This window comes from Streptomyces sp. NBC_00234 (assembly GCF_036195325.1).
Taxonomy (GTDB): Bacteria; Actinomycetota; Actinomycetes; order Streptomycetales; family Streptomycetaceae; genus Streptomyces.
The window spans coordinates 7,395,832-7,409,267 of sequence record NZ_CP108101.1 but is presented as its reverse complement, the minus strand read 5'-3'; the positions used below and the strand labels follow the sequence as shown (position 1 = coordinate 7,409,267).

Genomic DNA, 13,436 nt, shown 5'->3' with positions numbered 1-13,436 from the left:
CACTCGCCCAGGTCATGACCGACGGCGCTCCCCCACGCGCGTCCGGCGAACCCCCGGGCCGAGCAGCCTGGTTCGAAAAGCATGTCGACTCATCGGTAGCCTGCGTCCTCATGATGCGCGCGTGGATCTTGCCGATGCTGCTGGGGTTCTGCGGCTCACTCGTTGCGATCGGGCTGTTCCGCCAGGGAAGCCCCGGGGAGGCCGCAGCGATCCTGCTGATGTTCGTGCTGCTCGCAGGCGTGAACTCGCCTCTGGTCTTCCCGAGGTCGATCGGCGCGCTGGAGGCGCAACGACACAGCGCGGTCGACGGCCGACCGGTCGTCTACTGGCGGCCGGGCTGCAGGTACTGTCTGCGACTGCGCATCCGCTTGGGCCGCAGCACCCGCCAATTGCATTGGGTCGACATCTGGCGTGACCCTGATGGAGCGGCAGTGGTACGGGCAGCCAATGAGGGCAACGAGACCGTGCCGACTGTCGTCGTGGCGGGCCGGCCCCATGCCAACCCGGATCCCGAGTGGGTGCGCGAACAGCTCTCTCCACCCGCGTGACCGGGAGCGAGCCTGATCAGACAGCCCAGCACGCCCGTCCCCGTGGTTTCAGCGCCACAGGCCGCATTTCACGGCCCGTTTGCCCTCCCTTCACCGAGGGCTCCCCACACGTGCGGGCCGACAACACACGGTGTATGAGCTCCATCTGACGCAATTTCACCAGCGCGCCACTCCGGGCCACCGGAGCGAAGGACATCGCAGCCCGCATCCGCCGCGCGCCAAGATCTCGATCATGCAACGACCATGGTCATGACACCTGACGGAGTGTGAAGATCCTTCTCGCACAAATGGTCTAGCGATGGAGATGTGATGAAGAGCGTCCGCTTCAAGAAGAAGGCAGCCGCCTTCGCTACGTCCTTCGCGGCGGTGGTGGCGGTGATGGCCACCGCCGGCCCGGCGCACGCGGCGGAGTACAAGGTCACCGACAACTGTGATGTTCCGTGGATCACCTGCTCGTACGGTGATCTCTGGATGTTCTACAACTCGAAGGACATCGCCATCCAGGGTGGCTATATCAAGTCGGCATTCACGCTCTACTACAGCAACGTGTCCGACCACTGGGGTACGAGCCAGTACCAGGGATCGTCACTGACGACCTACCGGTATGTCTTCGGCAACGGCGGCAACGGCAACGGCGAATACATGAAGAACAATGCCGCCTCCGTGCAGAACTGTGCCCGGGACGACAACTACCGCGTGTACTACAACTCCGGATACGGCGGTACATCTCAGTACTTCGCGAAGAACGGCCCTTACGGGGACTGCAACATCACCGACCTGATCTCCGCTCTGAAGAACAACAACGCGTCCTCCCACTTCGCCTGAGAAGGAACCCCCCGTGAAGCACACCCAGCGGATAGCCACCGCAGTAGTTCTGACCGCCTCGGCACTCCTGCTCAGCGCCTGCTCGTCCGGCACGACCCCGGACATCACGCAGAACGTGGCCGACGGCAAGACGATCGTGAACAAAGAGAACTGGCCCAAGCAGGTCCCCACCAGTGGCCTGGCCAAGAACCTGACCCTACCGCTGGAGGGTTACATGGCCTCCTACGAGGAGCAGGTCACCGTCGAGCAGGCCGCCACCGATCTTCAGCAGTCCTGCATGAAGGGCTACGGCATCGACCTGGCGCTGCCGCGCGCGGGCGCGAACCCGCCTCCCAGTGACAACGACGCCAACATCGAACGTCGTTACGGCATCACCGACCGGGCCGAGGCCGAGAAGTACGGCTACCAGCTCCGTCCGGCGCTGCGGGAGCACACCCAGCAGCCCCTGCGCGATCTGTCCGATGTCGAGGTCGAGGTCCTGACCGGCCACACCAAGCCCGAACCGGCCAAGGCCCCCGAGGGAGTCAAGACGGGAGGGCTGATCGCCAGCCCCGGCCAGGGCACCAAGCCGGCTCGGGCCGAGCACAACGGCAAGAAGCTGAAGACGGGCGGCTGTGTCGGCTGGTCCAAGGGTCAACTCGGCGTGCAGGAGGCCGACCCGATCATCGTGGCACAGCTCGCCGGCGACAGCCTGACGGAGTCGATGAAGGACGACAAGGTCATCAAGGCTTTCGCCGCGTGGTCGTCGTGTATGGACGGCAAGGGACACGCGGGACTCGCCGATCCGTACAAGGCGATGGACCAGGGTGTCACGAACGACGGGGAGCCGTCGCAGGCGGCCATCACACTGGCGGTCGACGACATCGACTGCAAGCAGCAGACGGATCTGGTGAAGATCTGGTCCGACGTGGAGACCGCGATCCAGGACAAGCAGATCGCCGACCACAAGAGCATGCTGACCGCGATCAAGGAACAGCACGGCAAGGAAGTCGCCACCGCGCGCAAGCAGATGGCGGCCTCCTCCCAGTAGGGGCTCACCCAGCGGTGCCCGGACCGCGCACGGTCCGGGCACTGTGCCTGACGGCGGCGTACGCGCGAGCCACCGGGCGTACGGACGCGGCCGCCAGGACCCCGGCGGCCAGCCGGTCCCCGTCGTAGCCCGCAAATTTCGTTGAGCCCGCACCTGCAATCGTGTTGGCTAGCGGCACCGAACTGTCAGTACTGCAGGTGTCCGCTTGGCTGCAACAGGGAGTTAAACGTGCAGGACATTGTTGTCGACCCCGTTGCCCACAATCGGGCAGCCTGGGACAAGTGTGTCCAAGAGGGCAACGAGTGGTCGAGGCCGGTGAGTGCTGAGGACGTCGAGCGCGCCCGCATGGGCGACTGGTCGATTGTTCTCATCGGGCGTGAGCCGGTCGACCGCTCCTGGCTGCCGACGGACCTGACCGGCAAGGACGTGTTGTGCCTGGCCTCCGGCGGTGGCCAGCAGGGTCCGATCCTCGCCGCCGCAGGGGCGCGGGTCACCGTATTCGACAACTCACCCCGCCAGCTCGGCCAGGACCAGATGGTGGCGGCGCGCGACGGGCTCGAGCTGCGCACCGTCCTAGGCGACATGCGCGACCTCAGCGCCTTCGGCGACGCAACATTCGACGTCGTATTCCATCCGGTCTCCAACCTATTTGTACCAGACTTGGCACCGGTGTGGCGTGAGTGCTTCCGCGTCCTGCGACCGGGCGGAACTCTGCTCGTGGGCTTCCTCAATCCTGATGCGTACTTGTTCGACCACGAGGCGCTCGACGAGCGCGGCGAGCTGATCGTCGTGCACAAGCTGCCCTACAGCGATGTCACGCAGTACTCCGCCGAGGAACGCGCCACGAAGTTCGGCGCGGATGCCCCTCTTGAATACAGCCACACCCTCACCGACCAGATCGGCGGGCAACTCGCCGCGGGGTTCGTCCTCACCGGCTTCGCGGAAGCGCCGCACCAATCCAACGCATCCGCTCCATACATGTCGAACTATTTTGCGACGCTGGCGGTCAAGCCGGGCTGACCAAGCCGTGGAGCCGGCCGAGACGGCCGAGTCTCCGAAGGGCCAAGTGGAGCGCTGTGCCAGCCCCGACCCGTCGACCGCGGGTGTCCCGCTCCTCAAACGTCGACGTCTCGACTTCGACGTTACGGAAGGAAGCGATCCGGTGGCGAGCCAGTGCGGCCATGTCCGCCCCAGGCTCGACGGCAGTCACTGAGCCACCGAGCGCTGCTCGCGAGCGCGTCGCCTGCCCGTACCGCAGCCCACCTCCAGTGGCCTCTGTCCCCGGCGGTCACGGCCTTGACCGGGCGCTCCCCGCGGTTGCGGCGGTACAGGTCCAGGGCGGCGGCGACCTCCTTTCTTGTCAGGGGGTCCACGACGACCACACCGGACTCGCCCTCGATGATGACCGATGTCTACAAAGCGAAGAAGGGGGCCCCTCGCAACCAAGCGAAGGCCGAGCGTGTGGCGAAGTACGGGGCAATGCAGTTCAGAGAGTATGCCGCCGCGTGGAAGGTCGGGCAAAGGGACTTGGGGCCGGGGTCTCTACGACAGCTCGACTCCCTGTTGGAACATCACCTGTTCCCCGCGCTCGAGAACCGGCGAATGAGCGCGTTCGACCACAAGGTAGGCAGAGGGCGGCCTCGGTAGGACTGCCCCGCCACGATGTTCTACGGGATCGAAAGGGATCCGTCGCGTTGCGGGGGAATCGCCACGCCGTTCTGCTGGAGGGCGACGGTACGCGCCGGGGAGGGAATGCGGATGCCCTCCACGCGGTAGCGCTTGTGCAGCCGCTTGATGAACTCGTGCTTGATCCGGTATTGGTCGCTGAACTCACCCACGCCCAGGATTACGGTGAAGCTGATCCGTGAGTCCCCGAACGTGTGGAAGCGGACGGCGGGTTCGTGCTCGGGCACCGCGCCTTCGACCTCCGTCATGACCTCGGTCACGATCTCGGCGGTGACGCGCTCCACGTGCTCCAGGTCGCTGTCATAGCCGACGCCGACCTGCACGGTGAGGGTCATCTCCTGTTCCGGGCGGCTGAAGTTGGTCATGTTGGTGCTGGATAGCTGGTCGTTCGGGATGATGACGAGGTTGTTGGAGAGGTTGCGTACGACGGTGTTGCGCCAGTTGATGTCGACGACGTAACCCTCCTCCCCGCTGGTGAGACGGATGTAGTCGCCGGGCTGGATCGTCTTCGAGGCGAGGATGTGGATGCCCGCGAAGAGATTGGCGAGCGTGTCCTGGAGAGCCAGGGCGACCGCGAGACCGCCGACACCGAGGGCGGTGAGCAGCGGAGCTATGGAGATGCCCAGGGTCTGCAGAACGACCAGGCAGCCTATGGCCAGGACGACGACGCGGGTGATGTTGACGAAGATCGTGGCCGATCCGGCGACACCGGAACGGGACTGCGTGACCGCCCGCACCAGGCCGGTGATCACGCGTGCCGCGGTGATGGTCGCGGCGAGGATGAGCAGGACCGTCAGGATCTCGTTGACGGCGTTGTTGACCCGGCCGGTCAGCGGCAGCGCCGCCGCGGCGGCCGCTACTCCGGCCGCGAGCGCCGCGATCGGCACCAGCGCGCGCAGCGCGTCGACGAGGACGTCGTCCCCGCTCCACCGGGTACGGGTCGCGTGCTTGCTCAGCCAGCGCAGGAGGATGCGCAACAAGACGCCCGCCGCGAGCCCGACGGCCACCCAGACGCCCGCGACGATCCAGCCGTGAAGCGTGAGGTCCCGGGTCACCAGGTGCCTGCCGTCGCGCCGGAAAGGGGGCGTACGCCTGATATGTGATGTGTCGTCACCTTGCTGCCACCTGCTGCTCGAGTCCGGGATGTGCGGGGCCCGCCGTAACGACGAGTCGTTGACCGGCGGGGCTCGCTCATCTTGCTACATGCGCAGGGGTGCTTCGCGGCAGGGCCGCTCGCGTCGGGAACCTCGAACTGCGTCACCGCCGCGCCACACCGGTGAAGTGGAACCCGGCGCCCACCCGACGCGACAACCGGGCCCTCAACCTGCCCCAACCCCGAAGAGAACGCACCGCGCAAACACAGAGTCCCCGTCAGCACACCGACGAGGACTCATGAGCGATCGAGGTTAAGCCACAGGCCACGGCGGCACCACCGCACCCTCCCTTCGAGCGCGCCCCCTGGTCACGTATCCCCGATGCCCAGGCCGGCCCCGACCAGAATCAACAGTGTTCCGAATGCGCGCCGGGGCATGACGCCCCATCAGAAAAGTCGGCATGGGGTCAGCATTAGGTCCACTAAAGCTGCTCGCACACGACCACACTTTGGAATCCCGGGCACGTGCGGCGGAAGCTTCCGGAGAAGTGCTGGACCGATTCCGCTTCTGGGCATGGGACCGAGCTGCCGCGACCAGGAGCGCAGCCGGTCCCCGCCACATCAGTGCAGTTCAGCGCACCCTTCCCCGCGGCTTCAGTGCCACAGGCGGCATGTCGGGGGCGGCCAGCCGGTCTCCGTCGTAGCCATGGACTTCCCCGAAACGATCGCCGGCCATCCAGTCCGAACGCGCCTGCTCGATCTCCTCGTGCGAACGCCCGACGAAGTTCCACCACATGACGATCTCCTCCTCGAACGGCTCACCGCCGAGCAGCATGAGGCCGGCGTCCGAGAGGGCGCGCAGGGGGAGTTCGGTGCGGCCGCAGCCGAGGTAGAGCATCGAGCCGGGCAGGACGGGGACGCCGTCGACCTCCGCCTCGCCGGACATCGACAGGACGGCGTACTCGAAGTCGGGGTCGAGGGGCACCCGGGCCTCGGCGCCGCTCGTCAGGGCCAGGTCGGCGCCGACGATCGGGGTGTACGCGGTGCCGGGCGACGCCGCGCCGTCGAGTTCCCCGAGGATCACCGTGGCGACGAGACCGGGTGCGACGACGGTGGGCAGGTCGGTGTGGTGCTGGAAGTGCGGATCGACGTTCCGATGCGCGTCGGGCAGGGCCACCCAGAGCTGGGCGCCGTGCAGAAACCTGGCGTGCGGCTTCGGGCTCTCCTCGGAGTGGCTGATCGCCTTGCCGGAGGTCATGAGACCCAGTTCGCGCGGGCGAATCGTCCGGAGGCTGCCCACGCTGTCGCGGTGCAGGACCTCGCCGTCATGGAGCCAGCTGACCGTCTGCAGCCCCATGTGCGGGTGGGGCGGCACCTGCATGCCCGGCTCGTCGGCGATGTCGTCGGGACCGTAGTGGTCCACGAAGGCCCACGCGCCCACCATGCGGCGTCCCAGATTCGGCAGCAGCCTGCGCACCTCGGTGGATTCACCCAGCCGGACACGGCGAGGGGCGAGTAGTTCACGTACCGGCTCGGCGACGACGAAGCCCCGTCCTCCGCACACGGAGGGGGTGGCCTGGCGATCGAGATTGCTCATGGCGCTCAACCTATTCCCGCGGGGACCCGGAGCGCCGGTCCCCACGCCGAAATTTTAGTGGAATGTTCAACCATTATGCTGTGTTGAAGCAACCGTACGGATCACCGCGAGGACAGCGGAACCGGTCCGCCGAGCGTCCGGCCAAGGAGGACAAGTGAGCGACACCTATTACGAGTTCGGTACGGCAGCCGACCGCTGGGACCGGGCGCAGATGTTCTTCGACGCCAAGGAGTACCTGACCGCCGCCCGGATCCTGGGCGGACTGGTCGAGGAAGTGCCGGAGCAGGTCGCGCCGCGGCTGCTGCTGGCCCGCGCCTACTACCACTCGGCGCGCCTCGGCAAGGCCGAGACGGAGCTCCGCGCCGTCCTGGAGCGCGACCCCGTGGAGGACTACGCGCAGCTGATGCTGGGCCGCACCCTGGAGCGGCAGGGGCGGCACGCGGAGGCGGTCCCCCACCTGCGGATGGCGGCGGCACTGACCGGGGATTTCGGGCCGGACGCGCCGTAGCGGCGCAGCGCCCGTGAGATCAGGCCCGGGGCTTCGGCTCCGGGCCTCCCGGCGCGTTCGAGACCCGGTCCAGCCATTCCGTCATCAGGGCCGCCTCGGCCGTACTGAGCCCCGCCCCGTGGGACTTTCGCAGCAAGGCGCTCAAGGTGGCCGCGGTGGACGGGACCGCCGCTGCGGAGACCGCCGTGTCCGACGCGTCGCCGTCGGTCGGGTCGGGTGTGAGGACCGAGGCGTGCACGGCGTCACGGACCCGCCGCGATACCGAGTGGTCGGAGAAGGTCGCCGGGCGGGCCACCAGCATGAGCGCCACGCCCACGTTGGCCGACATGATCATCTGGGCGGCCAGTTCGGGGGTGACCAGCAGCCTTCCCCGTTCCGCCGCGCGCTCCAGGTCCCGGGTGAGAATCCGGTGCGATTCGAGCGCCGACGCGGGCGGGGTGCGCATCGCGGGCGAGTTCATCAGGCGGTACAGATTCGGGTTGCGCAGAGCGAAGTCCACGTGGCTGTCCCAGCCGTTGCGGAGATCCGCCACCGGGTCCGTGGACTCGCCGCGTTCCCTTTTGGTCGCGAGGTACGCATCGAAGCCGTGGTCGACAACGGCCGACAGCAGACCTTCCTTGTCCCCGAAGTGCCGGTACAGGGCGGGTGCGCCCACCTGTGCGGCCTCACACACGGCACGCGTGGAGACGTCGCCGTCCGGGGACTCCGCGACCAGCCCGGCCGCCACCTCGAGAATGCGCTCTCGTGTACTCATCGGACGGACGCTATCAAGCGGCGCCCGGCGCAGTTCAGACGCCGGCACGGGTGGTCAGGAGGTCGTCGAGGCCGATGCGGGTGAGGAACTCGGTGCGCATACGGGCGGCGACGGCGCCGACCGCCACGCTGCCGTCGTCGGCGGGGTCGACAGTCATGGCCGTGCTCCTCTGCCGGTGGCTCGATGAAGCGAAGGGGGCGCCGGAGTGGGCGACGCCGGTGGAACAGGTGCCGTCGCACGAGGTGGATCGCCTCAGACGATGCCGCCGTTGGCGCGGACGACCTGGCCGTTGACCCAGCGGGCAGGGCCCGCGAGGAAGGAAACGACTTCCGCGATGTCCTGTGGCGTACCGAGGCGCTCCAGCGGCGGCTGGGCCGCCATCCTCGCCACGGTCTCCTCGTCCTTGCCGTCCAGGAACAGGGCCGTCGCCGTCGGTCCGGGCGCGACCGCGTTGACCGTGATGTCCCGGCCGCGCAGCTCGCGGGCCAGGATCAGCGTCATGGCCTCGACGGCACCCTTCGTAGCCGCGTAGGCGCTGTAGCCGGGGAGGGACAGCGACAGCACGGAACTGGAGAAGTTGATGATCGCTCCGCCCTCGCGCAGGCGGCGGGCGGCCTGCTGATCGACGACGAAGGTGCCGCGGATGTTGGTGCGGTGCATCCGGTCCAGCGCGTCCAGGTCCGTGTCCACCAGGGGGGCCAGCGTCATCACGCCTGCGGCGTGGACGACCACGTCGACTCCCCCGAAGGCGTCCTCGGCCGCGTCGAAGAGGGCGGAGACAGCGACCTCGTCGGCCACGTCCGCGCGGTGTGCGAGGGCCTCTCCCCCCGCGGCGACGATGGCGGCGACCGCGGCTTCGGCCTCGGTGCGCCGGCCCACGTAGTTGACGACGACCGCGAATCCGTCCGCCGCCAGCCGTTCGGCGCTCTCGCGGCCGATGCCGCGGGAGCCTCCCATGACGACGGCGACCCGGCGGCGGCTGGGGGCGTTGTGCTCGCTCATGGCATTGCTCCTCATGGAGGGGCCGGCGGTTCGGACCAACCCGATATATCAACGCTAACACCAAACGAATAGCACCGCTACCCGCCATCCGTAGCGTCGCTACTATCAGCGCTAACCCTCCTGGGGCATATTCGGGTGCGCTCGGCCCGTACCCCGTGAATACTCCGCGTTCATGGATGACCTTGTGACAACACGCCTGGCACTGCACCCGATGAGCCCGGCCGAAGCTGCTGACCTGGTGGCGGGCCGACCGGCGCCCGACGCCCTGTGGGCCCCCGGGTACCCAGACGAAGGCGACAGGTTCGGCGCCGGGCGCTACGTGCGCACGTGCGAGACGGTCGGTGACCCCCGGCCGTTCGGCGCCTTCGAGATCAGGCGGCGGGAGGACGGACAGGCGATCGGCGGGATGGGATTCCACGGCGCACCCGACGAGGAGGGCCAGGTGACCATCGGCTACAGCGTGGTCCCCGCGGCCCGGGGGAACGGGTACGCCTCCGAGGCGCTTCGCGCCCTGCTGGAGTTCGCCCGCGCGCAGGGCGCCACGTCCGTGAAGGGTGACGCCAACCTCGACAACACCGGGTCGCACCGCGTCATGACCGCCGCGGGGATGCGGCTCGTCGGCGTGGACGATCAGTTGCACCACTACCTCGTCGACTGGACCGACGAGGAGTCATAGACCCACCGGATGCTGCCCCGGGAACGCACTTCGGCGGGACGCGACGACGCGACCCGCCGGAGGGTGTCCGGCGGGTCGCGTCGTGGGTCGGACGGATCAGTCAGGGTGTCATGGGACCGGCAGACCGGTCACGGCCACCGCTCAGCTCACCGCCCCCACCGTCCGGGGCGCCGCTTCCGTGCCCGCGCGCGAGCGGTCCGTCTGCGGCTCCAGCAGGCGTTCGGTCAGGTATCCGAAGATCAGACCGAAGGCGGTCCACAGCGTCGCCTGGATGGCGAGGGTGGACAGCCGGAACTGCCAGAGCAGCGTGGCCGGGAAGTCCTTGCCGACCTCGTTGAACGAGGGCAGGAAGGCGTAGGCGAGCCCGATGAGCAGGACGAAGCCCGCGAACGCGGCGATCGTCGCGTTCCAGTTGCCCACCTGAGGTGCGAGCCGTTTGCCGAGGATGACGGCGGCGACGGCCAGCAGCACGCTCAGTGCGACCATCAGGAAGAAGAGGCCGGTGCGCTGGCCGATGGTGTCGGGATTGCCGACGGCCGGCGGGTTCGCCGGGTACTTCAGGAACGGCACGACGTACACCGTCAGCAGCGCGCCACCGGCTACGAAGGCGGCCGTGGCCCGGGGGCCGAAGTCGCCGATGCGGCCGAGTGCGTAACAGAAGACGAGTGCGGCGATGCCGCCGACCGCCACGCCGAACACCAGGATCCCGGTGGCGAGCCCGCCGGTGGCCTGCATGGTGCGGCTGACGAGTTCCTCGCCGCCGCCGTGGTCGTGGTGGTGAGCCTCTTCCAGCGCGATGGCGGCGTCCACTTGGGACTCGCCGAGGAAGTAGGCGACGACGAGGGCGAGCGCGCCCGCGACGAGGCCCGCCAGCATCCCGCGGACGAGCAGAGCCCTGACAGATATGGAGTTCACGAGAATGTCCCCTGCGTATCGGTTCTCAGTGGCAGGGGAAACCGAGCAGATGCCGGCCGTCGTGGACCCACTCGTGAACGCCTTCGCCGGCGATGACCGAGATGGCACCCTGCTCGGCGCCGACGAAGTACAGCAGGACGAGCATGAGAATGCCGAAGAAGGCAGCCCACGGTGCAAGGGCCTTCAGCGAGATGGGAGTGATGGCGGGTGCGCCGGTGGTGACGGCAGCAGACTGTGCCATGGCAGAACCTCCTGGGGGAACACGCGTCCCGATCGTGGTGCCTGAGACGACGGTGCCGGGTCTGACTTCCCGTACAGGTACGAGTTCACAGTGGCGCGACCGTGCCGGATTTTCACCGGCTTCCGTCACACCGTCGTCATGGTCGTCGTGACCTTACCGCCTGTGGCTGAGCACCGCCATGGTGCAATCGGCCTGGCGGTGACCCCCGAACGCCGCAAGTAGCGGGCTGTACAGGCCACGTTCAGAAAATGGAGAGCGAAGTGACGGTACGGGTGATGTTGGTCTCGCCGGCGATGAACGCCGCTCTGCGAGAGGCCCGGTTCGAGGGGGACGCACCCCTCGACGAGTCCGGAGTGCGGCGTGCCCGCGCCGCCGCGGCGGGCGTGCCGGACGCGGAGCTGTGCGTCAGCGGCGGCTCCGAACGCTGTCTGCGGACCACCGAGGCGCTCGGCCTGCGGCCCGGGCCCGAACCCGCTCCCGCGGACTGGGACCTGGGGCGCTGGCGCGGGCGTCGGCTGTCCGATGTGAGCGACAGCGAGCCCGAAGCCGTGGCGGCCTGGCTCTCCGACCCGTCCGCCGCTCCGCACGGCGGCGAGTCCCTGTCGGAGCTGTGCGCGCGGGTCGGCGGCTGGCTCGACGGCCTGGGAGAGGACAGAGGCCGGGTGCTCGCCGTCGTCGAGCCAGCTGTCGTGCGCGCGGCGGTCGTCCACGGGCTGGGTCTGCCCGCGACGGCGTTCTGGCGCCTCGACGTCGCCCCACTGACGCTCACCCAGCTCAGCGGACGCCTCGGACGGTGGAACCTGACGTGTGGTCAGCCCCTGGTTTCCGAAGGCCGCTGACCAGGCCGACGTGCTCACCCCGGCAAGGTGACCGCCGTCGCCGCGATGCCGTCGTGAACCAGCCATCTCCCCGTGAGCGTCGGCGGGATGCCGGGCGCGGACCTCAACAGCCGTGCACTGAGCGTGCCTTCGGTCGTGTTCGGTGACGTGCGGTGGAACGTGATGTCCGCCTCGCTGAAGTCGAGCTCGATCCGGGTGAGCGGGTACCACGTCTTGAACACGCTCTCCTTGGCGCTGAACAGGAGCCGGTCCCAGTGAACGGTCCCCGTTCCGTCGGGTTCCGAACCGGCCTCGCGGGCCGCCACGTCACCGTACGACAGCAGCCGTTCGCGCTCCGACGGGAGCGAGATGATCTCCCAGACACCGGACGGCAGCGGTGCGTTGGGCTCGGCGTCGACGCCGAGCCCCCTCAGGTCCTCCGCCTTCGCCAGCGCCGCCGCACGGTAGCCGTCGCAGTGCGTCATGCTGCCGACGTAGCCGGCGGGCCACAGCGGCATTCCGCGGTGGCCGCGCAGCACGGGAGCGGGCGGCAGGCCGACAGCGGCCATCGTCCGGCGTGCGCACCAGCGCGCCGCGGCGAATTCGTGCCGCCGTTTGGCCACGCTCGTGGCCACGAGCGCCTCTTCCTCCGGGAACAGGGTGCCGGGCGGCGCGTCCTCGTCACAGGTCTCCGCGCTGGCCACGTACAGGGGCAGGATCCGTTCGATCACGACGTCTCCTCCCGACCGTCCGCGTGCGCTTCGACCGGGGTGGCGGGGCGCTCCGCGTAGGGCAGGATCTGCCGCAACAGCCCCAGCGGATGGCCCCGTTCGCGCCATTCCCGGGGATAGCCGATCGAGACCTCCTCGAAGCGCACCCCGTCGTACCAGGTCGTACGGGGAATGTGGAGATGGCCGTACACCACGGCCTCCACGTCGAACCTACGGTGCCAGTCGGCGGTGAGCTCGGTGCCGCACCACTGGGCGAACTCCGGGTGCCACAGGACATCGGTGGGCTGCCGCACCAGTGGCCAGTGCCCGGCGATCACGAGCGGGACCGCCGGATCGTGCGCGGCCAGCCGCTGTTCGGTCTGCGCGACCCGGGCCCGGCACCAGTCGTCGCGGGTCGGGTACGGATCGGGGTGGAGCATGAACTCGTCGGTGCACACGATGCCGACCTCGTGCGCGCGGGCCAGGGACTCTTCCTTCGTCGTCGTCCCCGGGGCCAGGAAGGTGTAGTCGTACAGGACGAAGACGGGTGCGATCGCCACCGGCCCGTCCGGTCCCGGCCAGTGGGGGAAGGGATCCTCGGGCGTGGAGACGCCGAGTCCGCGGCACACTTCGACGAGGTGGTCGTACCGTGCCCGGCCACGCAGCGCCACGGCATCCCTGTCGATGGTCCACAGTTCGTGGTTGCCCGGAGTCCACACCACGTGCGCGAATCGCCCCGCGAGCAGCTCCAGCGCCCAGGCGATGTCCGACACCTGCTCGGCCACATCACCCGCGACGATGAGCCAGTCCTCGTCGGACGTCGGGTGCAGCGACTCGACGATCGCGCGGTTGTCGGCGATTCCGACGTGCAGATCACTCACGGCGAGGAGCCGGCCCGCTCCCCGCGCGGGGGGCGGGGCGGGGTCGCTCAGAGAACTCATGGACGCGTTTCCCGATCTGTCGGCCGAGGCGTGAATCTGTTCCATCGGTACGGAGTTCGTTCGAATCCACCGTCTCACGGGTGACCGTCGCC

Annotated in this window: 16 protein-coding genes and 1 riboswitch; of the genes, 7 read left to right on the top strand and 9 right to left on the bottom strand. The window is 68.6% G+C overall.

The window, feature by feature from the left end:
• Window positions 1–110: 110 nt before the first annotated feature.
• From OG230_RS32475 to OG230_RS32460, 4 genes are all read left to right on the top strand, one after another.
• Window positions 111–548, top strand: coding sequence for a glutaredoxin domain-containing protein (locus tag OG230_RS32475; RefSeq protein WP_328907325.1), 438 nt, complete (start codon window positions 111–113; stop codon window positions 546–548).
• 309 nt (window positions 549–857) lie between these two features.
• A complete protein-coding gene (locus OG230_RS32470; RefSeq protein ID WP_328907324.1) occupies window positions 858–1,373 on the top strand; it encodes a hypothetical protein in 516 nt (171 codons plus the stop codon).
• 13 nt (window positions 1,374–1,386) lie between these two features.
• Window positions 1,387–2,403, top strand: a complete 1,017-nt coding sequence (locus OG230_RS32465) for a hypothetical protein (protein WP_328907323.1) — start codon at window positions 1,387–1,389, stop codon at window positions 2,401–2,403.
• A 228-nt stretch (window positions 2,404–2,631) separates the two neighbouring features.
• A complete protein-coding gene (locus OG230_RS32460; RefSeq protein WP_328907322.1) occupies window positions 2,632–3,423 on the top strand; it encodes a class I SAM-dependent methyltransferase in 792 nt (263 codons plus the stop codon).
• Window positions 3,424–4,070: 647 nt separating this feature from the next.
• Here OG230_RS32460 and OG230_RS32455 read toward each other — a convergent pair.
• Both OG230_RS32455 and OG230_RS32450 read right to left on the bottom strand, forming a co-directional pair.
• Window positions 4,071–5,144: a mechanosensitive ion channel family protein gene (locus tag OG230_RS32455; protein ID WP_328907321.1), complete on the bottom strand. Its 1,074-nt coding sequence runs from the start codon at window positions 5,142–5,144 to the stop codon at window positions 4,071–4,073.
• Between the two features lie 669 nt (window positions 5,145–5,813).
• A complete protein-coding gene (locus OG230_RS32450; protein WP_328907320.1) occupies window positions 5,814–6,779 on the bottom strand; it encodes a pirin family protein in 966 nt (321 codons plus the stop codon).
• A gap of 154 nt (window positions 6,780–6,933) precedes the next feature.
• Here OG230_RS32450 and OG230_RS32445 point away from each other — a divergent pair, with 154 nt between their 5' ends.
• Window positions 6,934–7,287, top strand: coding sequence for a tetratricopeptide repeat protein (locus tag OG230_RS32445; RefSeq protein WP_328907319.1), 354 nt, complete (start codon window positions 6,934–6,936; stop codon window positions 7,285–7,287).
• Window positions 7,288–7,306: 19 nt separating this feature from the next.
• Here OG230_RS32445 and OG230_RS32440 read toward each other — a convergent pair whose 3' ends face one another.
• From OG230_RS32440 to OG230_RS32430, 3 genes are all read right to left on the bottom strand, one after another.
• Window positions 7,307–8,041, bottom strand: coding sequence for a TetR/AcrR family transcriptional regulator (locus tag OG230_RS32440; protein WP_328907318.1), 735 nt, complete (start codon window positions 8,039–8,041; stop codon window positions 7,307–7,309).
• 34 nt (window positions 8,042–8,075) lie between these two features.
• Entirely contained in the window at window positions 8,076–8,198 is a 123-nt protein-coding gene (locus OG230_RS32435) for a hypothetical protein (RefSeq protein ID WP_328907317.1), read from the bottom strand.
• A 95-nt stretch (window positions 8,199–8,293) separates the two neighbouring features.
• Window positions 8,294–9,043: an SDR family oxidoreductase gene (locus OG230_RS32430; RefSeq protein WP_328907316.1), complete on the bottom strand. Its 750-nt coding sequence runs from the start codon at window positions 9,041–9,043 to the stop codon at window positions 8,294–8,296.
• Window positions 9,044–9,227: 184 nt separating this feature from the next.
• Here OG230_RS32430 and OG230_RS32425 point away from each other — a divergent pair, with 184 nt between their 5' ends.
• Complete coding sequence (locus OG230_RS32425) at window positions 9,228–9,719, top strand: GNAT family N-acetyltransferase (protein WP_443051432.1); 492 nt, start codon at window positions 9,228–9,230, stop codon at window positions 9,717–9,719.
• Between the two features lie 141 nt (window positions 9,720–9,860).
• Here the strand turns inward: OG230_RS32425 and OG230_RS32420 are convergent, their stop codons facing one another.
• Window positions 9,861–10,634, bottom strand: a complete 774-nt coding sequence (locus tag OG230_RS32420; protein WP_328907314.1) for a CbtA family protein — start codon at window positions 10,632–10,634, stop codon at window positions 9,861–9,863.
• A gap of 25 nt (window positions 10,635–10,659) precedes the next feature.
• Window positions 10,660–10,875 carry a CbtB domain-containing protein gene (locus OG230_RS32415; protein ID WP_328907313.1) on the bottom strand — a complete coding sequence of 72 codons (216 nt, stop codon included), beginning with the start codon at window positions 10,873–10,875 and terminating at the stop codon, window positions 10,660–10,662.
• Between the two features lie 3 nt (window positions 10,876–10,878).
• A riboswitch (adenosylcobalamin (AdoCbl) riboswitch) is annotated at window positions 10,879–11,026 on the bottom strand.
• Between the two features lie 97 nt (window positions 11,027–11,123).
• Between OG230_RS32415 and OG230_RS32410 the strand changes: the two genes are divergently transcribed.
• The gene (locus OG230_RS32410) at window positions 11,124–11,714 is read left to right on the top strand and encodes a histidine phosphatase family protein (RefSeq protein WP_328907312.1); all 591 of its coding nucleotides are present in this window, start codon (window positions 11,124–11,126) and stop codon (window positions 11,712–11,714) included.
• A gap of 14 nt (window positions 11,715–11,728) precedes the next feature.
• On the opposite strand, the gene OG230_RS32405 is transcribed toward OG230_RS32410, so the two are convergent.
• Window positions 11,729–12,424, bottom strand: a complete 696-nt coding sequence (locus OG230_RS32405; protein WP_328907311.1) for a 4'-phosphopantetheinyl transferase family protein — start codon at window positions 12,422–12,424, stop codon at window positions 11,729–11,731.
• Complete coding sequence (locus OG230_RS32400) at window positions 12,421–13,344, bottom strand: metallophosphoesterase family protein (protein ID WP_328907310.1); 924 nt, start codon at window positions 13,342–13,344, stop codon at window positions 12,421–12,423. Before OG230_RS32400 ends, OG230_RS32405 begins: the two co-directional genes overlap by 4 nt.
• Between the last annotated feature and the right edge of the window lie 92 nt (window positions 13,345–13,436).

What these genes read in the sequence shown, in the direction of transcription:
- OG230_RS32410 (WP_328907312.1), top strand. Translation starts at nt 11,124, where the DNA reads ATGGAGAGCGAAGTGACGGTACGGGTGATGTTGGTCTCGCCGGCGATG.
- OG230_RS32475 (WP_328907325.1), top strand. Translation starts at nt 111, where the DNA reads ATGATGCGCGCGTGGATCTTGCCGATGCTGCTGGGGTTCTGCGGCTCA.
- OG230_RS32440 (WP_328907318.1), bottom strand. Translation starts at nt 8,041, where the DNA reads ATGAGTACACGAGAGCGCATTCTCGAGGTGGCGGCCGGGCTGGTCGCG.
- OG230_RS32400 (WP_328907310.1), bottom strand. Translation starts at nt 13,344, where the DNA reads ATGAGTTCTCTGAGCGACCCCGCCCCGCCCCCCGCGCGGGGAGCGGGC.
- OG230_RS32430 (WP_328907316.1), bottom strand. Translation starts at nt 9,043, where the DNA reads ATGAGCGAGCACAACGCCCCCAGCCGCCGCCGGGTCGCCGTCGTCATG.
- OG230_RS32435 (WP_328907317.1), bottom strand. Translation starts at nt 8,198, where the DNA reads ATGACTGTCGACCCCGCCGACGACGGCAGCGTGGCGGTCGGCGCCGTC.
- OG230_RS32415 (WP_328907313.1), bottom strand. Translation starts at nt 10,875, where the DNA reads ATGGCACAGTCTGCTGCCGTCACCACCGGCGCACCCGCCATCACTCCC.
- OG230_RS32450 (WP_328907320.1), bottom strand. Translation starts at nt 6,779, where the DNA reads ATGAGCAATCTCGATCGCCAGGCCACCCCCTCCGTGTGCGGAGGACGG.
- OG230_RS32470 (WP_328907324.1), top strand. Translation starts at nt 858, where the DNA reads ATGAAGAGCGTCCGCTTCAAGAAGAAGGCAGCCGCCTTCGCTACGTCC.